This is a genomic window from Herbaspirillum sp. GW103, from assembly GCF_000261365.1.
Lineage (GTDB): Bacteria > Pseudomonadota > Gammaproteobacteria > Burkholderiales > Burkholderiaceae_D > Herbaspirillum.
This window is the reverse complement of sequence record NZ_AJVC01000003.1, coordinates 640518-665194: the sequence shown is the minus strand read 5'-3', so window position 1 is coordinate 665194 and position 24677 is coordinate 640518. Positions and strand designations below refer to the sequence as shown.

The window sequence follows — 24677 nt, the reverse complement described above, 5'->3', positions numbered from 1 at the left end:
GTCATAAATCACTTCTAGCATCCGTAAACTATTTCGCCTTGCTTTGTCGTTCTTTGACTCTTTCGAACCCGGATTCAGCCAGATGGCTCCCCTTTCCAGCCCAATCTTTCCGCTCGGCGCCGAAGTCGTCGACCTGATCGCCGGCGCCTCCGGCGCGGCCCTGCGCGGCGCCGATGACCCGATGTTGTCGCTGCTGCACGAGATCATCGCGCAACGCAAGCTGTCAGCCTTGTTCCAGCCCATCGTACGCATGCGCAACGGCGAAATCCTGGGCTATGAAGGTTTGATCCGCGGCCCCTCCAATACCCCGCTGCATTCGCCCCTGGCGCTGTTCAAGGTAGCGCGCGCACACAATCTGTCGGTACAGATGGAGTACCTGTGTCGCCACATCGTGATGACCCGCTTCGCGCAACTGGGTCTTCCGGGCAACCTGTTTCTCAACGTCTCGCCGGGTGCACTCATGCAGCCCGAGGCGATCCAGGGCGAAACCCTGCGCTACCTGGAAAAGCTGGGCGTCAATCCGCAGCGCATCATCATTGAGCTCACCGAGAACGAGCCGACCTACGACTATGCCCTGCTGCGCAATGCCGCCATGCACTACCGCGACATGGGTTTCCAGATTGCCATCGACGATCTGGGTGAAGGTTTCTCCAGCCTGCGCCTGTGGTCGGAGCTGCAGCCGGAATACGTCAAGGTGGACATGCACTTCGTGCAGGGCATCAACCACGATCCCATGAAGCTGCAGTTCGTGCGCTCGATCCAGGAGATCGCCGAGAAGTCCGGTTCCATCGTCATCGCCGAAGGCATCGAATCGCAGGCCGAGCTGCTGACCATCCGCGATCTGGGCATCGCCTGCGGCCAGGGCTATCACATCTCGCGTCCGCTACCGGAGCCGCCGGTGTCGATCTCGGACGACGTCACCAAGACCCTGCGGCGCGACAAGGTACCGCTGGCGGCCAACAAGTATGGCCCCGGCAAGCGCAGCGCCACGGTCGCCAAGCTGCTGCGCGAGACCCAGTACGTGAGCCCGGAGGTCACCAATGACACGGCTTACGACATGTTCGTCAACGATCCGCAGTTGCAGGCCCTGCCGGTGGTCAGCAACGGCCTGCCGATCGGGCTCATCAACCGCTACAGCATGGTCGAGCGTTTCGCCCGCCTGTACGGGCGCGAACTGTATGGCAAGAAGTCCTGCGCCTTCTTCATGGACCCCAACCCCATCCTGACCGAGCAGGACACCAGCCTGCAAGAGCTCTCCAACCTGCTGGTGCATGCCGAATCGCACCACCTCTCCAACGGCTTCATCATCACCGACCGCGGCCAGTATGTGGGACTGGGCACCGGCCACGACCTGCTGCGCGAAATCACGCAGATGCAGATCGACGCCGCGCGTCACGCCAATCCCCTCACACAATTGCCGGGCAACGTGCCCATCAACGATCACATCGAATACCTGCTGCAGAGCGGCGTGGAGTTCTGCATCTGCTACTGTGACCTGGACCACTTCAAGCCTTTCAACGACGTCTACGGCTACCGCAAGGGCGACGACATGATCCAGACCACCGGCCGCGTGCTGCAGCAGGCCTGCGATCCCAACCTGGACTTCATCGGCCACATCGGCGGGGACGATTTCCTGATCCTGTTCCAGAGCGAAGACTGGGAAAAACGCTGCCGCGCCATCCTCGACGGCTTCGAGGTTCAGGCGCGCGCCTTCTACTATGACGAAGACGTACAGCGCAACGGCTACTACACCGAGGACCGCCAGGGCAATCGCGTCTTCCATCCGCTGGTGTCGCTGTCGCTGGGGGCGGTCAAGATCGAGCCTTCGCAATACTCCTCGCCGCACCAGATCGCTTCAGCCGCCACCCGCGCCAAGAAGGAAGCCAAGAAAATCCAGGGCAACAGCCTGTTCATCGAGCGCCGCATCCCCACCACCTTCTCCTGGGCACTCAAGGACGCCTAGCCAGCGCCGTCAAGAAAACGTTTTCGCAAACCTTGCGACGATAAAAAAACGGCTGCCTCTCGCGAGACAGCCGTCTTCATTTCCTGCACCGTCAAACTGAATCAGGCGCCCGGTACCAGCTTGGTCACGCCGCCCATGTAGGGCTGCAACACCTCGGGGATATCCACGCTGCCATCGGCCTGCTGGTAGTTTTCCAGCACCGCCACCAGGGTACGGCCTACGGCCAGGCCCGAACCGTTCAGGGTGTGCAGCAGTTCCGGCTTGCCCTGGGCATTGCGGAAGCGGGCCTGCATGCGGCGTGCCTGGAAGGCTTCGCAATTGGAGACCGAGGAGATTTCACGATAGGTGTTCTGCGCCGGCAGCCAGACTTCGATGTCATAGGTCTTGGCCGCACCAAAGCCCATGTCGCCGGTGCACAGGGTGATGACGCGATACGGCAGGCCGAGCTTCTTCAGAATCGTTTCGGCATGGCCCAGCATCTCGTCCAGGGCTTCGTAGGACTTCTCGGGATGCACGATCTGCACCATTTCCACCTTGTCGAACTGGTGCTGGCGGATCATCCCGCGCGTGTCGCGGCCGTAGGAACCGGCTTCCGAGCGGAAGCAAGGCGAGTGGGCAGTGAACTTCATCGGCAGCGCATCCCCGGCGACGATTTCATCCCGCACGAAGTTGGTCAGCGGCACTTCAGCGGTCGGGATCAGGTACAGCGCGGCATTCTCGGCCTCACCTTCCTGACCGCCCTTCTTGGCCGCGAACAGGTCGGCCTCGAACTTGGGCAACTGGCCGGTACCGCGCAGGCTGTCGGCGTTGACGATGTAGGGGGTGTAGCACTCGGTATAGCCATGCTCCATGGTGTGGGTGTTGAGCATGAACTGCGCCAGCGCGCGATGCAGGCGGGCGATGCCGCCCTTCAAGACGGCAAAGCGCGAACCGGTCAGCTTGGTCGCGGTATCGAAGTCCAGGCCCAGCGGTGCGCCGACGTCGACGTGATCCTTGATCTCGAAATCGAAGTTGCGGGGCGTACCGACCTTGCGCAGCTCGACGTTGCCGCTTTCGTCATTGCCGGCGGGCACCGATTCATGCGGCAGGTTGGGCAGGGCCTGCAGGAACAGGTTCATCTGCTGCTGCACTTCTTCCAGACGGGTGGCGGAGGCTTTCAACTCGTCGCCGATACCGTTGACCTCGGCCATCACGGCGGAGGCGTCCTCGCCCTTGCCCTTGAGCATGCCGATCTGCTTGGACAGCGTATTGCGCTTGCCCTGCAGTTCTTCGGTACGGGTCTGGATCTGCTTGCGCTCGGCTTCCAGCGCATTGAAGCCGGCCACGTCCAGGACGAACTTGCGGGCCGCCAGGCGGGCTGCGACGTTCTCGATGTCTTTACGGAGGAGTTGAATGTCGATCATGGGAAGAAATTACGATAGATTTGGTGCTCGAAACCGCGATTGTACCAAGTCGCGCGCCCGCTACGGGCTTCCCGTGCACCCCCGCCACAATAAAATGCGCCGGCCCCGGTAGCCGCCAGCGCCCATGCGGGTTACCATGCGGCCCATTGCAGCCCTCTTCAGCCTTCTTCAGCCTTCTTGAGACCCGATTGCCCATGTCCGTCCAGCCCGAATCCCGTCCGCCACGCGAAGTTCCTGTCCTGTTCTCCCTGCTGGGCCTGGTGGCCGCCTTTGCCCTGGGCTTGTGGGCCGGCATCCATTACATGTCCAACGAGGCCAGCCTGTTCTATGGGCTGATCGCGGGCCTGTCCTTCGGCGCCGCCTTCGCCTTCGGCCAGCAGATCAAGAACCGCTTGGTGCCGCCCAAGGTCCGCAAGACCGACTGGAAGGTGCAGGCACCGGGTGCGGCCGAGCTCTCGCCGACACGACTGGCCGCGCAGCAGGCACGCAAGATCAGCGTGGAATTCGACGACGAAGAAATCCGCACCATGGTGCGCGGGACCAAGCGCGAAGGCATAGCCTGGCGCGAAGTGGATGACGTCACGATCCGCATCAGCGAGGATGCCCTGCCGCAACCGCAATGGATCCTGGCGGGCAAGAGTGCCGAGGGCATCAAGGGGGTGCTGATCCCCAACGATGCCGATGGCCTGGAAGCGCTCATGGATGCCATGAAGACCCGCCTGCCCGGCTATGACGACGACAAGAATTACGAGACCGTGATCGCCGCCATGTCGGCCATGGAAGGCAGCTTCCACGTCTGGCACCGTCCTGCGGCCTGACGGGCTTCAAGGCACAGGCTTGGCACCCGGCGCCAGGGCCGGTTCCTGCGCCAGGCGCTGCGCCAGGAACTGCACGAAGGCGCTCAGGCGCGGTGGCAGGTGGCGCGTGGCCGGATACAGCGCCCACAGCTCGCCGCAATAGCGCGTCCTGAAACTCCACTGCGGCAGCACCTGCACCAGACTCCCCTCCTCCAGCCGTGGCCTGGCGATGAAATACGGCAGGCTGGCAATCCCCAGATGGCGCAAGGTGGCATCGAGACGCACGCCCGTGTGGTTGGCCGCATACCTCCCCCGTACCTCGACATTGACTGATTTGCCCTGGCGGCGAAAGCGCCAGCGCGCGTCTGCCGGCGACTCACCCAGGTAGATGCAGTCATGCTCCTTCAAGGCCCGGGGATGGTCCGGCATCCCGTGGCGCTGCAGGTACTGCGGCGTGGCGCACAGCAGATGATCGATGCGCATCAGGCGCCGCCCCATCAGGCCCGGCGGCGGCTGGTCGGTGATGCGGATGACCAGGTCGACCTGGTCGTCGATGAGATCCATGTAGCGGTCTTCCAGCCTGAGCAGCACGTCCACCTTGGGATGGGCCGCCAGGAAATCCGGCATGTGCGGGTGAATCAGTGCATGCCCGACCGCCTTGGGCACACTCACCCTCACCTGCCCCTGCGGCTCAGCGTCGAAGGCACCGGACACCGACAGCACGGCCTGCGCGGCGTTGAGCATGTCGCGGCAACGGGCGTGGATCTCCTCGCCGCTTTCGCTCAGGCGCAGCTTGCGGGTGGTCCGTTGCAACAATTGCGTGCCGAGGGCTTTTTCCAGGCGGGCGATGGCGCGGCTGGTGGCCGACGGTGTTGCGCCCAGCTGGCGGGCCGCTTCCGAGAAGCTGCCGGTCTCCACTACCTTGGCGAAGATGGCCATTTCGTTGAGCAGGGCGATGCTTTTATTTGTGCTCATGGAGCAAAGATCCTTTGCAGTGTTGCTGGATTATCGCAAGTTCATCCTGTCGATACAATGCACGACACTCGCCGCAGTTTCATTGAAAGCCTCGTCATGACCGAACGTCTCTACCTCACCGACCCCGCCTTGCGCGCCGACATCCAAGTGCTGGACTGCACTGCGCAGGACGATGGCCGCTACGCCGTGCGGCTGTCGGCCACACCCTTTCATCCGCAGGGTGGCGGACAGCCCAGTGATACCGGTCGGATCGGTGCGGTGGAAGTACTGCGCGTGAACAGCGAAAGTGAAGGCATCGTCCACTACACCACCGCCCCCGTGGCGCCTGGCCCGGCGCTGGCCTGCGTGGATGCGCAGCCGCGCCAGTTGCACGCCCGGCTGCATTCAGCGGGCCACGTGATCGGGCAGGTACTGGCCGAACTGGGATGGAAGCCCACCAAGGCGCATCACTGGCCGGGGGAAGCGCGCGTGGTGGGCGTGGCTGCCGCCGCAGATGGCACAGCCCAGGAACTGGTGCCGGCAGAGCTGGAGCGCCGCTGCAATGACTTGCTGGCGCAGGATTTACCCTGCGTGATGGCCATGGAGAATGGCTTGCGGCAGATCGGTTTTGGCGAGCTGCCCGCCTACCCCTGCGGCGGAACGCACGTGGCGTCGCTGGGAGAGATCGGGCGAATTCGTATTGACTCCGTACGGGTCAAGAAGGGGGAAGCGTCGGTGCGTTATGACGTTACTCCCTGAGCGACTATCTGCCCTCAAAAAACACTGGTTTGATTCGCGCTCATGGCGGTGAAAAAAACCGTCTCAAAAGACGGCTACTCCCCAAGAATTGACTTACTCTTTTTGCGCATCTTCATCCCACTGCCGCAAGATCGCCAGCTTTTCGCCTATCTTGATTTCCAACCCCCTTGGAACCGGCTGGTACCAGCCCGGCTCAGCGATCCCCTCCGGCAAATAAGTCTCCCCCGCCGCATAGGCATTGGGCTCATCATGGGCATACCGGTATTCATGCCCGTAGCCCAATTCCTTCATCAACTTGGTCGGCGCATTGCGCAGATGCACCGGCACTTCCCGGCTCTTGTCCTGCTTCACGAAAGCGCGCGCAGCGTTGTAGGCGTTGTAGCCGGCATTGCTCTTGGCCGCCACCGCCAGGTAGATCACCGCCTGCCCCAGTGCCAGTTCGCCCTCGGGGCTGCCCAGGCGCTCATAGGTCAGCGCGGCATCGTTGGCGATCTGCATGGCGCGCGGGTCGGCCAGGCCGATGTCTTCCCAGGCCATGCGCACGATGCGCCGCGACAGGTAGCGCGGATCGGCGCCACCATCGAGCATACGGGTCAGCCAGTACAACGCCGCATCCGGATGTGAGCCGCGTACCGACTTGTGCAAGGCCGATATCTGATCGTAGAAATTGTCTCCACCCTTGTCGAAACGACGGCTGTTGAGCGTCAGCGCATTCTGCAGGAACTCGGCCGTCACCAGCTGCGTGCCGGTCGTGCGGGCGGCCGTCTGGGTCTGCTCCAGCAGATTGAGGAAGCGACGAGCATCGCCATCGGCGTAGCCGATGATGGTGTCGGTGGCCTGTCCGTCGAATTGCAGATCCCCCAGCGCCTTGTCCTGCGCACGCTTGAGCAACTGCTTCAGTTCCTCATCGGTGAGCGACTTGAGCACGTAGACCTGCGCCCGCGACAACAGCGCCGAATTGACCTCGAAGGAAGGATTCTCGGTGGTGGCGCCGATGAAGGTCACCAGGCCGCTTTCCGCATAGGGCAGCAAGGCATCCTGCTGCGACTTGTTGAACCGGTGAATTTCATCCACGAACAGAATCGTGTGCTTGCCCATCGCCAGATTCTGCTCGGCCTGCTCCATGGCCGCACGAATATCCTTGACCCCCGAAAACACCGCCGACAGCGCAATGAATTCACACGCAAAGGCGGTGGCGGTCAGCCGCGCCAGCGTGGTCTTGCCCACACCCGGCGGCCCCCAGAAGATCATCGAATGCGGCTTGCCGGACTGGAAGGCCAGCCGCAAGGGCTTGCCTTCGCCCAAGAGATGCGACTGCCCGATCACCTCATCAAGCGTCTTGGGGCGCAGCGCTTCAGCCAGCGGCGCAGCGGGTTCTTGCGCGAACAGGTCAGCCATGCACCGCCCCGCGCAAACTCGGAAGATCGGAGAAGAAGAACCGCAGCAGGGCGGTCAGGGAAATAAAGTTCATAGTCATCAGGATGCGGGCGCGGCGCCGGATTGCAAGGCGCATTCACCAAAGGCCGTAGTCTAACGCAGCAGGCCGCTACAGGGGCGATGGCGCAGTCATGCCCGCGCCTGCAACCATCCGGCCCAGCGGGTAGAATGCAGCCTGCGCTTTTTTCTTCATATCGCCCTTTTTCCTGCCTCTCCCTGCGTCTCCATGCCCTTCGTCGTCACCGATTCCTGTATCCAGTGCAAGTACACCGATTGCGTCAGCGTCTGCCCCATGGATTGCTTCCTGGAAGGCCCCAATTTCCTGGTCATCGACCCGGACGGCTGCATCGACTGCTCCATGTGCGTGCCGGAATGCCCGGTCGGTGCCATCTACAACGCCACCGACCTGCCCGCCGCCCTCTCCCACTTTGAGGACCTCAACGCCCGTCTGGCCAAGCTGCCCGGCTGGAAGCCCATCACCCAGGCCAAAGCGCCCCTGCCCGACCACGAGCAATGGAAGGACCTGCCCGACAAGCTGCCCCAGCTGAAGATGCCCGACCTCTGAAGCACCAGCAAAACAGCCCCGCAAGCGCAAGCCTGCGGGGCTGTTTCGCTACGGGCGGACAAGCTCAGTTGTTGAATACGTCCGCACCCTTGGGAATGGTGAAGCTGAAACTGTTGCTCTTGAGCGGCGGATTCTTCTCGAAGCTGTCGAAGCTCAACAAAGAAACCTGGCCGAAGGAATCATGCAGCTCCATCGCCACCGGGGTGCCGTTCTTCAAGCCAATGCCGATGGTGTCGAAGGTCGTGTCCTTGCTCTTGGGGATGGCTTGCAGCCATTCCAGGCCATCCTTGGTGCCGGCTTCCTTCAGTGTGAAGTTTTTTTCCAGATCATTGCTGCCGAAGAGGATGGCGGCCGGCGAAGAGCCCAGCGCATTGCCCAGTTTCTTGGTGGTGACCTGGTTGAGGTCCTTGTCGTAGATGAAGAGTTTTTCCCCATCGGCCTGGATCACCTGTTCATACGGCTTCTGGTAGGTCCAGATGAACTTGCCGGGACGCGAAAACACGAAGCTGCCGCTGGAGGTGTTGACCACCTTGGACGTGCCATTCTCCACCCGCACCATGCGCTGGGTGAACGCACCCTTGGCCGACTGCGTGCTGCTGACGAATTGCTTGAACTGGTCCAGCGCGGCAGCCGAGGCACGGTTTGGTGTCAGCGCGGTGATGGCGATGGCCCCGGCCACGGCCAGCGCGGAAAGACCGGCCGCCATCATCAGGCGGCGCAGGTTGAAGGTACGGGCTTGCGCAGGGCGCGAGCGGAAAGCGTTTCTGGAATTGTCCATGTTGTTTGATTCCTTCTTGACTAGGCGCCACCGGCAAGGTGGCGGCCGGCGCGATGGTGGCCGGCCTTCAGGGCAGCTTGATGTGGAGGGAAGACCGCTTATTCAGCCGCATCGCCAGCACCCGCCGGCACCAGGATTTCACGGTTGCCATTGGACTGCATGGTGGAGACCAGACCGCTTTGCTCCATCTGCTCCAGCAAGCGCGCCGCACGGTTGTAGCCGATGCGCAGGTGACGCTGCACCAGCGAGATCGAGGCCCGGCGATGTTTCAGGACCACGGCCACGGCCTGGTCGTACATCTCGTCGCCTTCGCCACCGCCTCCGGCGCCAGCTGCGGCACCGCCGCCAGCACCGCCGTCAGCGTCCTCCAGCACGCCTCCCTCTAGGATGCCCTCGATGTAATTCGGTTCCCCCTGGGATTTCAAGTGCTCCACCACGCGGTGCACTTCATCATCCGACACGAAGGCGCCGTGCACTCGCACCGGCAAGGCCGTACCCGGCGGGTTGTAGAGCATGTCGCCCATGCCCAGCAGGGTTTCAGCGCCCATCTGGTCGAGAATGGTGCGGGAGTCGATCTTGGAAGAGACCTGGAAGGCAATGCGCGTCGGCACGTTGGCCTTGATCAGGCCGGTAATGACGTCCACCGACGGACGCTGCGTGGCCAAAATCAGGTGGATGCCAGCCGCGCGCGCCTTCTGGGCGATGCGGGCGATCAGTTCTTCCACCTTCTTGCCCACCACCATCATCAGGTCGGCCAGTTCATCGATGATGATGACGATGGTTTCCAGCTGCTCCAGTGGTTCGGGGGCATCGGGCGTGAGGCTGAAGGGATTCGGAATTTTCTCGCCGCGCTTCTCGGCATCGATGATCTTCTGGTTGTAACCAGCCAGGTTGCGCACGCCCAGCTTGGACATCTTCTTGTAGCGGCGCTCCATCTCTTCCACCGCCCAGTTCAGCGCGTGGCCGGCCTGGCGCATGTCGGTCACCACCGGCGCCAGCAGGTGCGGAATGCCCTCGTAGATCGACAGTTCCAGCATCTTGGGATCGATCAGGATCAGGCGCACTTGGCGCGGTGAAGATTTGTACAGCAGCGAGAGGATGGTGGCATTGATGCCCACCGACTTGCCCGAGCCGGTGGTACCGGCCACCAGCAAGTGCGGCATCTTGGCCAGGTCGGCCACCACCGGATTGCCGGCGATGTCCTTGCCCAGCGCCACGGTCAGGCTGGAATGGCTGTCGTTGTAGACCTTGGAGCCCAGGATTTCCGTCAGGCGCACGATCTGGCGCTTGGGATTGGGCAATTCCAGACCCATGAAATTCTTGCCCTGGATGACTTCCACTACGCGAATCGAGGTCAGCGACAGCGAACGCGCCAGGTCACGCGCCAGATTGACGATCTGACTGCCCTTCACACCGGTGGCCGGTTCGATCTCGTAGCGGGTGATCACCGGGCCGGGATAAGCCGCCACCACCTTGACCTCGACGCCGAAGTCGGCCAGCTTCTTTTCGATCAGGCGGCTGGTGAATTCCAGCGTTTCCACCGACACCGTCTGCTGCGCAGGCGGGGCCTCATCGAGCAGCGACAGTGGCGGCAGTTCGCTGTTCAAGTCATCGAAGAGGCTGGTCTGCTTTTCCTTCTGGACACGGTCGGACTTCTGCACCTCCACGATCTGCGGTTCGATGCGGATCGGCGGGGCTTCCACGATCTTGGCGCGCTCCTGCACCACGGTTTCCTCACGCTTGACGGCCGCTTCCTGGCCGGCGCGGCGGTCGGCGCGGGCGGCGAAGAAGTCGCGCACCCAGAACAGGCCATCCTCGATCATGCCACCGATGCGTTCCACCGCCGCCAGCCAGGACACCTGGAACAGCAGCGAGAAGCCCAGCCCGAACAGCAGCAACAGCAGCAGCGTGGCGCCGGTGAAACCGAAAGTGGGCTGCATGGCCGAACCGATCATCTCGCCCAGCACGCCACCGGAGGAATGCGGCAACTTGGGGGCGAAACGCTGCATGCGGGTGAACTCGATCCCCATGCTGCCGGTGAGCATGAAGACAAAGCCGACGGCGCGGATGAGCGGTTCCTGTCGATGTTCCGGCTCCACCGGCTGGGACACCAGGAAGCGGTTGGACAGGCGCCGATAACCGGTCCACACCGAGCGCGCCAACAGCACGCACCACCACCAGGCCGACAGCCCGAAGATGTACAGCATCAGATCGGCCATCCAGGCACCGACCCGGCCGCCCCAGTTGCCCACGCGGGGCACCGAGCTGGCCACCGACCAGCCGGGGTCGGTCTTGGCATAGCTCAGCAGGATCAGCACCAGATAGGCCAGCAGGGCCGCCAGCGCCAGCCAGCGCGCTTCCGATAACAGCCTGACCAGGCGGCTGGGCATCGGGGGCGCCGGCGTCTTGGTGGTGCGGATGTGGGCTTGACTCGTCTTGGACATAACTTCCGTACAAAAAAAACACGCCGTCATTGTAACGGCATTGAATTGGCGCTTCGCGGTTTTGCGCAGGCCAGCGGGAAACCCGCTGCACTGACCGTCACTGGCCGCTATCGTTCTGGCTGTGCTGTCTTTTTGTTCATATTCTGGACAGTAGCCCTGCCACTGCCCCCGCAGCCGCCGACTATTGCCGACATAGCGTAATTCCATGAGCCCCGCAGAGGACATGGACTATAATCTTACCCGTTTTGCAGCGCGGCAAACCGCAAACTTGTGCGCTGGCAAGCACCCGCTTGTGCCGGACGGCCTGGCTGATGTGCCTGGCCGTCCGGAATTGAAATCTCCGGGAGTCGCCTCATTTGCAGAAGCGATCCCACAACATTTGATGAGTAGCTTATGAGCACGCCCAAACATGCCAAGGTCCTGATTCTCGGCTCCGGCCCCGCCGGCTATAGCGCCGCCGTCTATGCCGCGCGCGCCAACCTGAACCCGGTGCTCATCACCGGGGTGGAACAAGGTGGCCAGCTGATGACCACCACCGACGTCGAAAACTGGCCGGGCGACCCGCTGGGCGTGCAAGGACCGGAACTGATGCAGCGCCTGCTGCAGCACGCCGAACGCTTCAAGACCGAAATCATCTTCGATCACATCCACACCACCAAGCTCTCCGAACGCCCCTTCCGCCTCATCGGCGACAGCGGCGAATACACGGCCGATGCCCTGATCATCGCCACCGGCGCCTCGGCCCAGTACCTCGGCCTGCCCTCGGAACAAGCCTTCATGGGCCGCGGCGTATCGGCCTGCGCCACCTGTGACGGTTTCTTCTACCGTGGCCGCGAAGTGGCCGTGGTCGGCGGCGGCAACACTGCCGTGGAAGAAGCGCTGTATCTCTCCAACATCGCCAGCAAGGTCACCATCGTGCACCGCCGCGACAAGTTCCGTGCCGAGCCCATCCTGATCGACCGCCTGCTGCACAAGGTCAGCGAAGGCAAGATTGCCATTCAGTGGCACGCCACCCTGGATGAGGTGGTCGGCGACGACAGCGGCGTGACCGGCATCAAGATCAAGTCGACCCAGGACGGCGCCATCACCGAAATCCCGGTGCACGGCCTGTTCATCGCCATCGGCCACAAGCCCAACACCAGCATCTTCGAAGGCCAGCTGGAGATGCACAACGGCTACCTGAAGACCCGCACCGGCACCGAAGGCTTTGCCACCGCCACCAGCATCGACGGTGTCTTTGCCGCCGGTGACGTGCAGGACCACGTCTACCGCCAGGCCATCACCAGCGCCGGCACGGGCTGCATGGCAGCACTGGATGCACAGCGCTATCTGGAAGGCCTCGAATAAGGTAAATCAATGTAAAATGCTGCGCTGCGAGAACTCGCAACGCGACAGGCACTCAAAAGGCCGGTGACGAGTTGTCGTCCCGGCTTTTTTGTTTCACTCGAGCAATCAAACACAAGAATCATCAAGACCGAGGAAAGCATCGTGCCCTATCACTCATCTCCCTCCCGTTCCGGGCGCAGCTCGCCGGCATTGAAGGCGGTATTGGTCACGCTGGGCCTGGGTGCCGTGCTGGTCGCCTGCAGCGCTTCGCGCGACACCCCGGTGGCCGATGCCACGGCCGGCCAATGCGATGCCTCCCGCGCCGATCACCTGATCGGCGAGAACTACAGCGGCTACGTGGAACGCCAGGCGCTGGCCGAATCGGGTGCCGCCGAGATCCGCGTGCTCAAGCCGGACGATGCCGCCACCCTGGATTTCAACCCGCGCCGCCTGAATCTGCAGGTCGATCCGGGCATGGTGATCATCAAGGTCGCCTGCGGCTGAAGAGCGCGTCCGCTTCTGCTAAAGTAGCCACTCGGGGAACAATACGCTACAGGGTTAGGTGGCTGTCATGGCGACAATGAAAGATTTCTCGGCGCTCCAGGGATTGCGCCGCGATCTGCAGGAACAGGAAAAAGCGCGCGCACTGGCCCTGGCCGAGCGCCAGCGCCAGGAAGCGGCAGCCCGCGAGGAAGCCAACATCTTCCGCAACAGCATCGGGCAGGTGGCGCCCTTGCGCCCCAAGGTGGTCGACAAGGCCCTGTGTCTTCCGGAACCTCCCCTCCCCATTCCGCGCCAGCATTTGGCCGATGAACAGGCCGCACTGCTGGAGTCGCTCTCGGATGAGTTCACCATCGAGACCCTGATGGACAGCGACGAAAATCTCAGTTTCGCCCGCCCCGGTGTGGGCATGGATGTATTGAGCAAGCTGCGTCGTGGCAACTGGGTGATCCAGGCCCAGTTGGACCTGCACGGCTACCGCCGCGACCAGGCGCGCGAGGCCCTGGGTGAATTCCTGCGCCAATCGCGCCGCCGCGGCCTGCGCTGCGTGCGGGTGATCCACGGCAAGGGGCTCGGTTCGGTGAACAAGGAACCCGTACTCAAGCACAAGGTACGCAACTGGCTGGCGCAGAAGGATGAAGTGATGGCCTTTTGCCAGGCGCGCGCGGCCGATGGCGGCGCGGGAGCACTGGTGGTGCTGCTGCGCTCCAGCGAGCGGGCCTGACTACCGCGCCTGCGGCATCAGCCCGCAGACAAATGGTCCAGCATGGCCACGATGGCCTCGAAATGCGGCCGTGCGGCGGCGTCAGGGCTCAGACAAGCCTGGCGCACACCGGCCAGCGCGGCTCGCTGCTTCTGGCCCGCTTCATCTTCCGGCTGGCCATGCGCCAGCAACTCTTCCAGCAGACAGCCATAGGCCCGTACTTCCATGGCCTGCACACCCCAGGCATGGGGCTGTTCGACATCGTAGAACCAGGCCGCACCGAAATCGCCGAGCAGGGCTTCACCCTCCCGATGCAGGATGTTGTGACCGTAGAGGTCGCCATGCACGATGCCCTGCGCATGCAGGTGAGCTGCTGCCGAGGCGATATCGCGTGCAATGACGAGCACCTGGCTCCAGGTCAGCATGAAGCCTTGCGCATAGACATCGCGCGTACAGGATTGCAGGTCAGGCGGGCCGGCCAATACCTTGAAATCGCGATCAATCAGCGGCATGACCAGTCCCTGCACCGCTTGCGGATGACCTTGCAATCGCCCCAGCACGGGAATCAGCCCGCGATGGCGGCCGGCCATGATGCAGGCCGCCATCTCGCGCTCGGGCAGGCCGTCGCTGGTGACGGCACCCTTGAAGAGCTTCAGCGCCACCGGCTGCGTCTTGTTGGCGTCCTTCCAGCGGGCGGCGTAGATCACGCCGGAAGCACCCTCGCCCAGCTTGTCGGCCAGTTGCAGATCCTGCCAGTGGATTGCCGCCACCTGAGCATGGCGGTCTGCCGCTTCTTCCACCGCCGCGCACCAGGCATTGCCGGCCATGGCCAGCCAGCTCAGACGCGGCAGGGTCAGCAGCCAGTGTGGAAACGCCTCCAGCGTATTGGCCGACAGGCGCAACAGTTCCAGATGGCGGCAGGCCGCCAGTTCCGATGGCAAGGTGAGCAGGCGGTTCCCGGCCAGCATCAGCTTTTGCAGGCGACTGCATTGCCCGATGCTGGCGGGCAGCCGGGTGATGCGATTGTCGGTCAGCACCAGCCAGCGCAGCGAAGGCGGCAGCGATTCGGCGGGGACGTGTTCGATGCGGTTGGCCTTGAACCCGATCATTTCCAGCGCAGGACAGCGCCCCAGCACGGTTGGCAATACGGTAAAGGCATTGTCGGAACAGAACACGATGCGCAAGCGACGCAAGCGCGGCAGGTCGTCGGGCAAGGCAGCCAGCGCGTTGCCGCTCAGGTCCAGAATCTCCAGGGTTTCAGCCAGTGTGAAGATTTCTGGCGGGAATTCGCGCAGGCCGCACGACAGAGACAGGCGGGTAATGCCTTTCAGGGCGCCGCTGCGCAATTGTTCCAGGGTGTGCATGCAAAGAGGTGAAGAAAAACGTCAGAAAGCGCGGAGTTTACCAGTGCCCGCCCGACCCTTCAGAACAGATCCAGCTGGGCATCGCCTGGTGATCTGCCGGACCTCGCCTGCGGTCGCCGAAAACGGCTGGCATCCAGCGTGGCAAAGGCCCGGTTGCGGTGATCGATGCCGAGCCGCCGGCTGGCCTTCTCGAAACGCTGGTGCAGCAGGTCGGCCCAGACGCCGGTGCCACGCATGCGGGTGGCGAAGTCGGCGTCGTAATCCTTGCCGCCGCGCATGTCCTGGATGCGGTTCATCACCCGCGCCGCCCGGTCGGGGAAATGCGCCTGCAGCCACTGCCGAAACAGCGGGCTGACTTCCCACGGCAGGCGCAGCACGATGTAGCCCGCTTGCCGCGCACCGGCGTCGACGGCGGCTTCCATCACACGCTCCAGGTCTGGTTCGGTCACGAAGGGAATCACCGGGGCAATCGATACGCTGACCGGAATACCCGCCTCGGCCAGGGTACGAATCACCCGCAGCCGCCGCGCCGGGCTGGCCGCGCGCGGCTCCAGCGTGCGTGCAATGGCGGCATCGAGCGTGGTGATGGTGACCGCGACGATGGCCTGCCCCTTGGCGGCCATCGGGGCCAGCAGGTCGATGTCGCGCTCGATCAGGGAGGACTTGGTAATCATCGCCACCGGGTTCTCGCAATCGTGCAGGATCTGCAGGATGCGCCGGGTCAGCTGGTGCTCGCGCTCGATGGGCTGGTAGGCATCGGTATTGATGCCCACCGTGATGGTGTCGGGTTCATAGGACGGCTTTGCCAGTTCGCGCAGCAGCAGGTCGGGCGCATTGCGCTTGGCGACCAGCCGGCTTTCGAAATCCAGACCGGGCGAGAGGCCCAGATAGCTGTGCGAGGGCCGTGCAAAGCAGTAGATGCAGCCATGCTCACAACCCCGGTAGGGATTGAGCGAGAGCGAGAACGGCAGGTCCGGCGAGCTGTTGCGACTGATGATGGAGCGCGCGTCTTCCTCGGTGACGATGGTCTTCAGGCGCGGCGGCTCGTCATCCTCCATCACCTCGGCTGCAAGCGGCTCGACGGCGGCAAAACTGACCGCCTGCCAGCCATCATCGAACTCTTCCCGTGCCACCGATTCGTAGCGCCCGCGCAGATTGGTGACGGCTCCCCGGCCCTTGCGCGCGACCTGGTTGCGATGGACGAAGGTTTCCGGCGTGAGGGTGGCGTCATCCTCGCCAGGAGGCGCAGGCTGGTCAGGAAAAGGCCGGGCAATGCCCTGCGGGAATTTGGGGAAGGAAGCCAAGGCAAGCTCAACGATACTGTATATATGAACAGTATTTTGCCTTCACTTGGGGCGCACTGCAAATGCTGTTTCAATTTGTCCGGGTGCCGCATTAATCGGTTATGCTTGTTCACCCTCAGCTTCCCATCAGCGAAGAAAGCGACCACAAAGGGGGAACAAGGACCACCCGAGGTCCCAAGGAGACAAGGATGCAATACCAGGCAAACCGGCGCGCTGCCGGTACATTGCTGGGCGCCTCGCCCCTGGTGCAGTCCGGCGCCGATGCGCTGCTGGATCTGCAGGCTATCGAGCGCTCGCACCAGCGCAGCTCGTCCTACGGCATCACGCGCGGCCAGCGCCCCGATCTGGACGCGCTCTCGCGCGCCGACCTGGCACAGACGCTGGAAGCCAACCAGGCCCTCTCCGGCCACGCCCGCCCGGTCATGGAAACCCTCTACGACCAGATCCGCAATACCCACAGCATGGTGATCCTGTCGGACGCCGAAGGTACCATCCTGCACACCCTGGGCGACAGCGATTTCCTGGCCAAGGCCGACCGCGTGGCGCTGGGTCCGGGTGGATGCTGGTCGGAACAATTGCGTGGCACCAATGCTATCGGTACGGCCCTGTTCGAGCAGAAGCCGACCACCGTACATGCCCAGCAGCACTATCTGGATGCCAACCGTTTCCTGACCTGTTCAGCCGCCCCCATCTTCGACCATCGCGGCCAGGTGCTGGGGGTGCTGGACGTCTCCGGCGAATGCGGCAGCTTCCACAAGCACACCATGGCGCTGGTACGCATGTCGGCGCAGATGATAGAAAACCACCTGCTGGCCGGCAGCTTCCCCGATTGCATCACCCTGCACTTCCACAGCCGTGCCGAATTCGTCGGCACGCTGGTCGAAGGCATCGTCAGCTTCACCCCGGGCGGACGCTTCCTGGCGGCCAACCGCAGTGCGCAGTTCCAGTTGGGGCTGACGCTGGCGGCGCTGCAATCGCATACCTTCGCATCGCTCTTCGGGGTACCGCTGTCGCTGCTGTTCGAGCACCATCGCAAGGCCGCCCCGGGCTTGCTGGAGCTGTGCCTGCACAACGGCATCCGCATCCATGGACGGGCCGAACTGCGGCTGCGCGACCAGCATTTTCAGAATGCGCGCGAAGCCATCATCGATACGCCGCACACGATCCCCGCCGACCGCCCGGCGCCCGTTGCACGGCCTCATGCAGGCCCGCCGCGTCCCGGCCTGCAGGCACTCGATACCGGCGACGCCCGCATGAGCGCCCTCATCGCCAAGTTGCGCAAGGTCATCGACCGCGATATTCCCATCCTCATCACCGGCGAGACCGGTACCGGCAAGGAATGGCTGGCCCAGGCCATCCACCGCGAGAGCGCGCGCTTGCGGGCCACGCAAACCCGGACAGGCGCAGCGCCTTTCGTGGCCGTGAATTGCTCGGCCATTCCGGAGAATCTGATCGAGGCCGAACTGTTCGGCTATGAAGACGGCGCTTTCACCGGTGCGCGTCGCAAGGGAGCGCTGGGCAAGATCGCCCAGGCCCAGGGCGGCACCCTCTTCCTCGATGAGATCGGCGACATGCCGCTGGCCCTGCAAGGCCGCCTGCTGCGGGTCTTGCAGGAACGCGCGGTGACGCCCCTGGGCAGCCAGCGCGTCATCCCGGTGGACTTCGCGCTGGTGTGCGCCACCAACCAGCCACTGCGCGAGATGGCCGCGCGTCATGCCTTCCGCGAAGACCTGTACTACCGTATCAACGGCTTGCAGGTGAAGCTGCCAGCTCTGCGCGAACGCAGCGACCTGGTCGGCCTGATCGAGCGCATTCTGGAGCAGGAAGGCGGCGCCGACGCGCCGCGCTTCGATACCCAGGCCCTGGCCCTGCTGCAGGCCAGCCGCTGGCCGGGCAATCTGCGGCAGCTCTCCAACCTGATCCGCACCGCCCTGGCCATGGCCGAGGGCCAGGCCTGGATAGGGGTGGAACACCTGCCAGATGACTTTCTGGAAGAGGCGGCGCCCGTGCAGGCGGCTTGCGAGATGCCGGTACACATGGCATATGAAGAAAAACGCGAAAAATCGCTCTCCATGCACGACAGCGAATGGGCTGCCATCGAGCGCGCCCTGCGCACCCATGACGGCAACGTCAGCGCCGCTGCCAAGGCGCTGGGCGTGTCGCGCAATACGCTCTACCGGCGCTTCAAGTCACGCGGGCACTGAGCGGCGCCAGCGGCGCCAGCGCCTCGTACTCCTCATCGGTAAACAGCCGCGAGCGCGTCAGGAAGCGCTTGCCGCTGCCGTTCTCCAGCGAGAACATGCCGCCGTTGCCATTGACCACGTCAATGATCAGTTGCGTATGCTTCCAGTATTCGAACTGGTCGGCGCCGATGTAGAACGGCACGCCATCGATCTCTCCCAGATGCACATCGGTATCGCCCAGCGTGAAGTCGCCGGCGGGATAGCACATCGGCGCGCTGCCATCGCAGCAACCGCCGGACTGGAAGAAGATCAATTCACCATGCCGCCTCTTCAACTGACGCAGCAAGTCCACCGTGGCCTCGGTGGCCGTTACCCTGGGCAATGCCTTCATCGCCATTCTCCTGTCGGATCTACCATAAAAGCGGCGCCGGCCGCGGGGAGGCGGACCGGCGCCGAAGCTGCCTTGCTGCAAGGAGTCAAACGAAGATCACGCGATCAGAAGAAGCCCAGCGCCTTGGGGCTGTAGCTGACCAGCAGGTTCTTGGTCTGCTGGTAGTGGTCCAGCATCATCTTGTGGTTTTCACGGCCGATGCCGGATTGCTTGTAGCCACCGAAGGCCGCATGCGCCGGATACAGGTGATAGCAATTGGTCCATACGCGACCAGCCTGGATCTCGCGACCCATGCGGAAGGCACGGGTGCCATCGCGGGTCCACAGACCCGCGCCCAGGCCGTACAGGGTGTCATTGGCGATGGACAGGGCTTCTTCCTCATCCTTGAAGGTGGTCACCGAGACGACGGGGCCGAAGATTTCTTCCTGGAAGATGCGCATCTTGTTGTTGCCCTGGAACACCGTCGGCTTGACGTAATAGCCCGAGGCCAGGTCGCCACCCAGTTCTTCACGTCCGCCGCCGGCCAGCACCTTGGCGCCTTCCTGCTTGCCGATGTCGATGTAGGAGAGGATCTTTTCCAGCTGCTCCTGCGAGGCTTGCGCGCCGATCATGGTGCTCTTGTCCAGCGGATTGCCCTGCTTGATGGCGGCCACGCGCTTCAAGGCACGTTCGATGAAGCGCTCGTAGATCGATTCCTGCACCAGCACGCGCGAGGGGCAGGTGCAGACTTCGCCCTGGTTCAGCGCGAACATGGCGAAGCCTTCCAGGGCCTTGTCGAAGAATTCGTCATCCTTGTCCAGCACGTCGGCAAAGAAGATGTTGGGCGACTTGCCGCCCAGCTCCAAGGTCACCGGGATCAGGTTCTGCGAGGCGTACTGCATGATCAGGCGGCCGGTGGTGGTCTCGCCGGTGAAGGCGATCTTGGCGATACGCTTGTTGGAGGCCAGCGGCTTGCCCGCTTCCACACCGAAGCCCTGCACGATGTTGACCACGCCGGGCGGGATCAGGTCAGCGATCAGTTCGATCAGGACCATGATGGAAGCCGGGGTCTGCTCGGCCGGCTTTAAGACCACGCAGTTACCGGCGGCCAGCGCCGGGGCCAGCTTCCACACCGCCATCAGGATGGGGAAGTTCCAGGGGATGATCTGGCCGACCACGCCCAGCGGCTCATGGAAGTGGTAGGCATAGGTGTCGTTGTCGATGGGGCAGATGCTGCCTTCCTGGGTGCGCACGGCGGCGGCGAAATAACGGAAGTGGTCGATGGCCAGCGGGATGTCGGCGGCCATGGTTTCGCGGATGGGCTTGCCGTTGTCCAGGGTTTCGGCGGTGGCCAGCAGCTCCAGGTTGGCTTCCATGCGGTCGGCGATCTTGAGCAGCATGTTGGCGCGCTCGGTGGGGGACGTCTTGCCCCAGCTCTTCTTGGCCGCGTGGGCGGCGTCCAGCGCCAGCTCCACGTCTTCGGCGCTGGAGCGGGCCACTTCACAGAAGGCGCGTCCGATCACCGGGCTGATGTTCTCGAAGTATTCGCCCTTGACCGGGGGCACGAATTTGCCACCGATGAAGTTGTCGTAGCGTTGCTTGAAGGGGTCGCGTACGCCGAGTTTGCTGATGTCTGCCAGGTTCATGTCGTCTCCGTTCGGGTTATGGTTGAAATCCCGCCGCGATCATGGCCGCGGCGGAGGTTCATCCCTCTGGATGGCAAATCGCATGCCAGCCTGCAAACCCGCTCTGGACGGGCCTTGCGCGCCAGCATCATTGTCACGCTGTGTCAATCTGGCGCAGCCCGGGACAGCGCAGAGGGACAGCCTGACACACTCTTTTTCTTGCACTGCGGACGTAAAAAAACCGGCCAGCGGCCGGTCTCTCGTGATGCTTGCGCTGTCCTGAATCAGACGGCATCCGGGCCGGTTTCGCCGGTACGGATACGGATCACCTGTTCCACTTCCTGCACGAAGATCTTGCCGTCGCCGATCTTGCCGGTGCGGGCGGCCTTGATTATGGCGTCCACGGCCTGCTCGACCACCTTGTCGTCCACCACGACCTCGATCTTGACCTTGGGCAGGAAATCGACCACGTATTCGGCACCGCGATAGAGTTCGGTGTGGCCCTTCTGGCGTCCGAAGCCTTTCACTTCGGTGACCGTCAGGCCCGTGACGCCGACTTCGGCGAGGGATTCACGCACCTCGTCCAGCTTGAACGGTTTGATGATGGCGGTCACTTGTTTCATGGCAATTCCTCTCTTGGTATGTCGTAAAGAAACGATCTCAACGATCTATTGAATAGCGGATACAGCATTTATTATTATTTTACTGGCAAGACCATGGCGTCCTGCCCACTTGCACATTGTCAATCAGGCGTGCCCAGCTTTCAACCTTCTTGCACAAGCCGGGCCATAAAAAGCCGGATTCAGTCCTCCAGATCGGGAATACGTTCCAGATCCCGGAGCCAGACGGTGGCCTCGCCATCGCTGGGTGCGCGCCAATCCCCACGCGGCGAGAGCGAGCCGCCCGAGCCGACCTTGGGCGCATTGGGCACGCAGGAGCGCTTGAACTGGCTGGTCTTGAAGAAGCGATAGACGAAGATACCCAGGTTTTTCTTGATCTGCGGCAAGCTGTACTGGTTGCGCGCACCATGCAGGCCATCCGGCCAATGGCCGATGCTGCGGTCTTGCCAGGCGCTGTGCGCCAGGAAAGCCACCTTGGCCGGCGTGAAGCCATAGCGCAGGATGTAATAGAGATTGAAGTCCTGCAACTCGTAGGGACCGATGAAATCCTGCGTGCGCTGGCCCGGCTCGCCGTCCGAGGCGCCCGGCACCAGTTCCGGGCTGATTTCGGTTTCGAGGACGTGGATCAGCACTTCCGGCTGTTTCAGTTCCAGCGAACCGGATTCCGCCACCCAGCGCACCAGGTGGGTGATCAAGGTCTTGGGCACGCTGGCGTTGACGTTGTAGTGCGACATGTGGTCGCCCACGCCATAGGTACACCAGCCCAGCGCCAGTTCGGACAGGTCGCCGGTGCCGATGACGATGGCACCGTGATGATTGGCCAGGCGGAACAGGTGATTGGTGCGCTCGCCCGCCTGCACGTTTTCGAAGGTGATGTCATAGACCGGCTCACCGCGTGAATACGGATGATCCAGGTCCTTCAACATCTGTTCGCAGCTGGGGCGGATATCGATCTCCTGCGCCGAGCAGCCGACCTGCGCCATCAGCTGATGCGCCTGCACCAGCGTGCGGCTGCTGGTGGCAAAGCCGGGCATGGTATAGGCCAGGATGTTGGAACGCGGCAGGCCCAGCTTGTCCATGGCCTTGGCGCAGACCAGCAGCGCATGGGTCGAATCGAGACCACCGGACACACCGATGACGACCTTCTTGATGTTCGAGGAAGACAGGCGCTGCACCAGTGCCTGCACCTGGATGTTGTAGACCTCGCGGCAGCGCAGTTCGCGCTGTTCGGCATTGGCCGGCACATAGGGGAAGCGCGCCACCCGGCGTTGCAGCGGCAAGGGCTGCTCCTGCGGGATCTGCACATCGAAGCGCACGACCTCGAATCGGCGTACTTCTTCTGCATGACGGCGTACCGACTGGCCGAAGGTGGTCTGGTGAAAGCGCTCACGCGAGAGGCGTTCCAGGTCGATGTCGGCATAGATCACGTGACCGCCTTCGGCAAAGCGCTCGGACTCGGCCAGCAGTTCACCGTTCTCGCAGATGAGCGCCTGACCATCCCAGGCCAGGTCGGTGGTGGATTCGCCATTGCCGGCCGAGGAATAGAGATAGGCCGCCAGACAGCGCGCCGATTGCTGCGACACCAGCTGATGCCGATAGCCCGACTTGCCGACCACGATGTTGGAGGCCGACAGGTTCACCAGCACGGTAGCCCCGGCCAGTGCGGCAAAGGAGGACGGCGGGATCGGCACCCAGACGTCTTCGCAGATCTCGATATGGAAGCGGAAGTCGGGGATGTTGCCGATCTCGAACAGCAGATGGCTGCCGAAGTCCACGTCCTGCCCCAAGAGGCGGGTACGGCGGGTGACGGCGCAATCGGCGCTGCTGAACTGGCGCGCTTCGTAGAATTCGCTGTAGTTGGGCAGGTAGCTCTTGGGCACCACGCCCAGGATGCGGCCGTTGTGGACCACCACGGCACAGTTGTAGAGCTGGTGATCGACCTTCAGCGGCATGCCCACGATGAGAGCGACGGAGATGCGCATGGACGCTTCCAGCACCGATTGCAGAGCCTGCAGGGAGGCGTCCAGCAAGGCGCGCTGCTGGAACAGATCTTCGCAGCTGTAGGCCGACAGGCCCAGTTCGGGGAAGGACACCAGGGCCGCACCACGGGCGGCGGCCTGTTCGGCCAGGGCGATGGTAGCTTGCGCGTTGAAGCCGGGATCGGCCACCTTGCAGTCCGGCACTGCCACGGCGACGCGGGCGAAACCGTGGTTGTAGAGATTGAAGAAGGGGCTTTGCATAGCGTGTGTTGGACTCCGTGCACTTCGCCAGGGCGGCGACGCGTTCTGTTCATTTTGCGTAGAATGCCTGTTCGAGCGGGCCGTGGGCCGCGCCATCTTTCGCAGGTCACTTGCAGTCCATGGATTATCGCACGCGAATCGTTTCTTCTCTGGCCGAGATCGGCCCGTCCCGCTGGGATGCGCTGGTGACAGCCCAGGCCGAGGGCAATCCCTTCCTGTCGTACGCCTTCCTGCATGCGCTGCACGAGAGCGGCAGCGCCAGTCCGGAATCCGGCTGGGAGCCGCATTATCTGACGCTGTGGCAGGCCGATGGCGAGCAGGAGCAACTGGTGGCCGCCCTGCCCCTGTATCGCAAGTTTCACTCGTATGGCGAATACGTCTTCGACTGGGCCTGGGCCGAGGCTTACCAGCGGCATGGCGTGGACTACTACCCCAAGCTGCTCTCGGCCATCCCCTTCACGCCGGTACGCGGCGCGCGCCTGCTGGCCATCGACGAGACTGCCCGCGCGGCGCTGGTGACCGCATTACGGGCGCTGCAGGAGCGAAGTGAAGTTTCCTCCACGCATATCCTGTATCCCCCGCCGGAACAGGCGCAGTTGCTGGCGGACGACGGGTTCCTGCTGCGCAGCGGGGTGCAGTTCCACTGGCACAATGAAGGGTATGGCAATTTTGCGCAATTCGTCGATACGCTGGACCGCAAGAAGCGCAAGAACATCCTGGCCGAGCGCCGCAAGGTAGCCGAGCAAGGGGTGCGTTTCGTCTGGCTGCGCGGGGCCGAGATCACCGAGGCGCACTGGCGCTTCTTCAATCGCTGCTATCGGCACACCTATGCAGCGCACTACTCCACGCCTTACCTGAACCTGGATTTCTTCCGCCGCATCGGTGAGACCATGCCGCAGCATTTGCTGCTGACGGTGGCACTGCGGGACGATGAGCCAATCGCCTCTTCGCTGACGGTGCATGACGCCGATACGCTCTATGGTCGCTACTGGGGCGCGCTGGAACACGTGCCCTGCCTGCATTTCGAGACCGCGTATTACCAGCCGCTGGAATTCTGCATCGCCGAGAAGATCACCTGGTTCGAAGGCGGCGCCCAGGGCGAGCACAAGATGGCGCGCGGTTTCCTGCCGCAGAAAACCTGGTCGGCGCACTGGCTGGCGCATCCGGGGTTCTATGATGCGGTGGAGCACTTCCTGTCGCGGGAAAGCAATGGCATCGATGGCTATATTTCCGAGCTGAACGAACATAATCCCTTCCGGGATACGCCGCGCTGATTCGTCCTTCTCCCTCTGACATGAAAAAACCGGCCCGCGCATCACACGGACCGGTTTTCATCAAAAC

General features: G+C 63.1%; 20 protein-coding genes. 9 read left to right on the top strand and 11 right to left on the bottom strand.

Going from position 1 to position 24677, the window contains the following annotated elements; translation table 11 throughout:
* Nucleotides 1–82: 82 nt before the first annotated feature.
* Nucleotides 83–1963, top strand: a complete 1881-nt coding sequence (locus GWL_RS06485) for a GGDEF domain-containing protein (protein WP_008327944.1) — start codon at nt 83–85, stop codon at nt 1961–1963.
* Between the two features lie 101 nt (nt 1964–2064).
* Here GWL_RS06485 and serS read toward each other — a convergent pair whose 3' ends face one another.
* Entirely contained in the window at nt 2065–3366 is a 1302-nt protein-coding gene (serS, locus tag GWL_RS06480) for a serine--tRNA ligase (RefSeq protein ID WP_008327943.1), read from the bottom strand.
* A gap of 194 nt (nt 3367–3560) precedes the next feature.
* Between serS and GWL_RS06475 the strand changes: the two genes are divergently transcribed.
* Nucleotides 3561–4184: a hypothetical protein gene (locus tag GWL_RS06475; RefSeq protein ID WP_008327940.1), complete on the top strand. Its 624-nt coding sequence runs from the start codon at nt 3561–3563 to the stop codon at nt 4182–4184.
* A gap of 6 nt (nt 4185–4190) precedes the next feature.
* Here GWL_RS06475 and GWL_RS06470 read toward each other — a convergent pair whose 3' ends face one another.
* A complete protein-coding gene (locus tag GWL_RS06470; RefSeq protein ID WP_008327936.1) occupies nt 4191–5138 on the bottom strand; it encodes a LysR family transcriptional regulator in 948 nt (315 codons plus the stop codon).
* A gap of 96 nt (nt 5139–5234) precedes the next feature.
* Between GWL_RS06470 and GWL_RS06465 the strand changes: the two genes are divergently transcribed.
* Nucleotides 5235–5876, top strand: coding sequence for a hypothetical protein (locus GWL_RS06465; protein WP_008327934.1), 642 nt, complete (start codon nt 5235–5237; stop codon nt 5874–5876).
* Between the two features lie 93 nt (nt 5877–5969).
* On the opposite strand, the gene GWL_RS06460 is transcribed toward GWL_RS06465, so the two are convergent.
* Nucleotides 5970–7274 carry a replication-associated recombination protein A gene (locus GWL_RS06460; RefSeq protein WP_008327932.1) on the bottom strand — a complete coding sequence of 435 codons (1305 nt, stop codon included), beginning with the start codon at nt 7272–7274 and terminating at the stop codon, nt 5970–5972.
* Between the two features lie 265 nt (nt 7275–7539).
* Between GWL_RS06460 and fdxA the strand changes: the two genes are divergently transcribed.
* Entirely contained in the window at nt 7540–7878 is a 339-nt protein-coding gene (fdxA, locus tag GWL_RS06455; RefSeq protein WP_008327929.1) for a ferredoxin FdxA, read from the top strand.
* Between the two features lie 64 nt (nt 7879–7942).
* Here the strand turns inward: fdxA and lolA are convergent, their stop codons facing one another.
* Both lolA and GWL_RS06445 read right to left on the bottom strand, forming a co-directional pair.
* Nucleotides 7943–8656, bottom strand: a complete 714-nt coding sequence (gene lolA, locus GWL_RS06450; RefSeq protein ID WP_008327926.1) for an outer membrane lipoprotein chaperone LolA — start codon at nt 8654–8656, stop codon at nt 7943–7945.
* Nucleotides 8657–8754: 98 nt separating this feature from the next.
* Nucleotides 8755–11100, bottom strand: coding sequence for a DNA translocase FtsK (locus GWL_RS06445; protein ID WP_008327922.1), 2346 nt, complete (start codon nt 11098–11100; stop codon nt 8755–8757).
* Between the two features lie 393 nt (nt 11101–11493).
* Here GWL_RS06445 and trxB point away from each other — a divergent pair, with 393 nt between their 5' ends.
* The 3 genes from trxB (at nt 11494) to GWL_RS06430 (ending at nt 13651) form a co-directional block, all read left to right on the top strand.
* Complete coding sequence (trxB, locus tag GWL_RS06440; protein ID WP_008327920.1) at nt 11494–12447, top strand: thioredoxin-disulfide reductase; 954 nt, start codon at nt 11494–11496, stop codon at nt 12445–12447.
* 141 nt (nt 12448–12588) lie between these two features.
* Nucleotides 12589–12930 (top strand): I78 family peptidase inhibitor, encoded by a 342-nt coding sequence (locus GWL_RS06435; RefSeq protein WP_008327914.1) that lies wholly within the window; start codon nt 12589–12591, stop codon nt 12928–12930.
* A 67-nt stretch (nt 12931–12997) separates the two neighbouring features.
* A complete protein-coding gene (locus tag GWL_RS06430) occupies nt 12998–13651 on the top strand; it encodes a Smr/MutS family protein (protein ID WP_175342387.1) in 654 nt (217 codons plus the stop codon).
* Between the two features lie 17 nt (nt 13652–13668).
* On the opposite strand, the gene GWL_RS06425 is transcribed toward GWL_RS06430, so the two are convergent.
* Entirely contained in the window at nt 13669–14994 is a 1326-nt protein-coding gene (locus GWL_RS06425) for a leucine-rich repeat-containing protein kinase family protein (protein ID WP_008327910.1), read from the bottom strand.
* Between the two features lie 59 nt (nt 14995–15053).
* On the bottom strand, nt 15054–16298 hold the full coding sequence (locus GWL_RS06420; protein WP_008327909.1) for a PA0069 family radical SAM protein: 1245 nt from the start codon (nt 16296–16298) through the stop codon (nt 15054–15056).
* Nucleotides 16299–16486: 188 nt separating this feature from the next.
* On the opposite strand from GWL_RS06420, the gene GWL_RS06415 reads away from it, so the two are divergent.
* Nucleotides 16487–18502 (top strand): sigma-54-dependent Fis family transcriptional regulator, encoded by a 2016-nt coding sequence (locus GWL_RS06415; RefSeq protein WP_008327908.1) that lies wholly within the window; start codon nt 16487–16489, stop codon nt 18500–18502.
* Here GWL_RS06415 and GWL_RS06410 read toward each other — a convergent pair.
* The 4 genes from GWL_RS06410 to GWL_RS06395 all read right to left on the bottom strand — a co-directional run bounded on the left by GWL_RS06410 (nt 18483) and on the right by GWL_RS06395 (nt 23336).
* Complete coding sequence (locus GWL_RS06410; RefSeq protein ID WP_008327907.1) at nt 18483–18872, bottom strand: DUF779 domain-containing protein; 390 nt, start codon at nt 18870–18872, stop codon at nt 18483–18485. The two genes, GWL_RS06415 and GWL_RS06410, sit on opposite strands and share 20 nt — an antisense overlap.
* Nucleotides 18873–18976: 104 nt before the next feature.
* On the bottom strand, nt 18977–20497 hold the full coding sequence (gene adh, locus GWL_RS06405) for an aldehyde dehydrogenase (protein ID WP_008327906.1): 1521 nt from the start codon (nt 20495–20497) through the stop codon (nt 18977–18979).
* 263 nt (nt 20498–20760) lie between these two features.
* Nucleotides 20761–21099, bottom strand: a complete 339-nt coding sequence (locus tag GWL_RS06400; RefSeq protein WP_006463535.1) for a P-II family nitrogen regulator — start codon at nt 21097–21099, stop codon at nt 20761–20763.
* 179 nt (nt 21100–21278) lie between these two features.
* A complete protein-coding gene (locus tag GWL_RS06395) occupies nt 21279–23336 on the bottom strand; it encodes an NAD(+) synthase (protein WP_008327905.1) in 2058 nt (685 codons plus the stop codon).
* 119 nt (nt 23337–23455) lie between these two features.
* Here GWL_RS06395 and GWL_RS06390 point away from each other — a divergent pair, with 119 nt between their 5' ends.
* A complete protein-coding gene (locus tag GWL_RS06390) occupies nt 23456–24610 on the top strand; it encodes a GNAT family N-acetyltransferase (RefSeq protein WP_008327902.1) in 1155 nt (384 codons plus the stop codon).
* The last annotated feature ends 67 nt before the right edge of the window (nt 24611–24677 follow it).

Excerpts from the sequence above, each read along its gene's own strand:
- GWL_RS06465 (WP_008327934.1), top strand. The coding sequence starts at position 5,235 with ATGACCGAACGTCTCTACCTCACCGACCCCGCCTTGCGCGCCGACATC.
- GWL_RS06475 (WP_008327940.1), top strand. The coding sequence starts at position 3,561 with ATGTCCGTCCAGCCCGAATCCCGTCCGCCACGCGAAGTTCCTGTCCTG.
- GWL_RS06460 (WP_008327932.1), bottom strand. The coding sequence starts at position 7,274 with ATGGCTGACCTGTTCGCGCAAGAACCCGCTGCGCCGCTGGCTGAAGCG.
- trxB (WP_008327920.1), top strand. The coding sequence starts at position 11,494 with ATGAGCACGCCCAAACATGCCAAGGTCCTGATTCTCGGCTCCGGCCCC.
- GWL_RS06410 (WP_008327907.1), bottom strand. The coding sequence starts at position 18,872 with ATGAAGGCATTGCCCAGGGTAACGGCCACCGAGGCCACGGTGGACTTG.
- GWL_RS06390 (WP_008327902.1), top strand. The coding sequence starts at position 23,456 with ATGGATTATCGCACGCGAATCGTTTCTTCTCTGGCCGAGATCGGCCCG.
- GWL_RS06485 (WP_008327944.1), top strand. The coding sequence starts at position 83 with ATGGCTCCCCTTTCCAGCCCAATCTTTCCGCTCGGCGCCGAAGTCGTC.
- GWL_RS06430 (WP_175342387.1), top strand. The coding sequence starts at position 12,998 with ATGGCGACAATGAAAGATTTCTCGGCGCTCCAGGGATTGCGCCGCGAT.
- GWL_RS06445 (WP_008327922.1), bottom strand. The coding sequence starts at position 11,100 with ATGTCCAAGACGAGTCAAGCCCACATCCGCACCACCAAGACGCCGGCG.
- GWL_RS06400 (WP_006463535.1), bottom strand. The coding sequence starts at position 21,099 with ATGAAACAAGTGACCGCCATCATCAAACCGTTCAAGCTGGACGAGGTG.
- GWL_RS06425 (WP_008327910.1), bottom strand. The coding sequence starts at position 14,994 with ATGCACACCCTGGAACAATTGCGCAGCGGCGCCCTGAAAGGCATTACC.
- fdxA (WP_008327929.1), top strand. The coding sequence starts at position 7,540 with ATGCCCTTCGTCGTCACCGATTCCTGTATCCAGTGCAAGTACACCGAT.
- lolA (WP_008327926.1), bottom strand. The coding sequence starts at position 8,656 with ATGGACAATTCCAGAAACGCTTTCCGCTCGCGCCCTGCGCAAGCCCGT.
- adh (WP_008327906.1), bottom strand. The coding sequence starts at position 20,497 with ATGAACCTGGCAGACATCAGCAAACTCGGCGTACGCGACCCCTTCAAG.
- GWL_RS06395 (WP_008327905.1), bottom strand. The coding sequence starts at position 23,336 with ATGCAAAGCCCCTTCTTCAATCTCTACAACCACGGTTTCGCCCGCGTC.
- GWL_RS06470 (WP_008327936.1), bottom strand. The coding sequence starts at position 5,138 with ATGAGCACAAATAAAAGCATCGCCCTGCTCAACGAAATGGCCATCTTC.
- serS (WP_008327943.1), bottom strand. The coding sequence starts at position 3,366 with ATGATCGACATTCAACTCCTCCGTAAAGACATCGAGAACGTCGCAGCC.
- GWL_RS06415 (WP_008327908.1), top strand. The coding sequence starts at position 16,487 with ATGCAATACCAGGCAAACCGGCGCGCTGCCGGTACATTGCTGGGCGCC.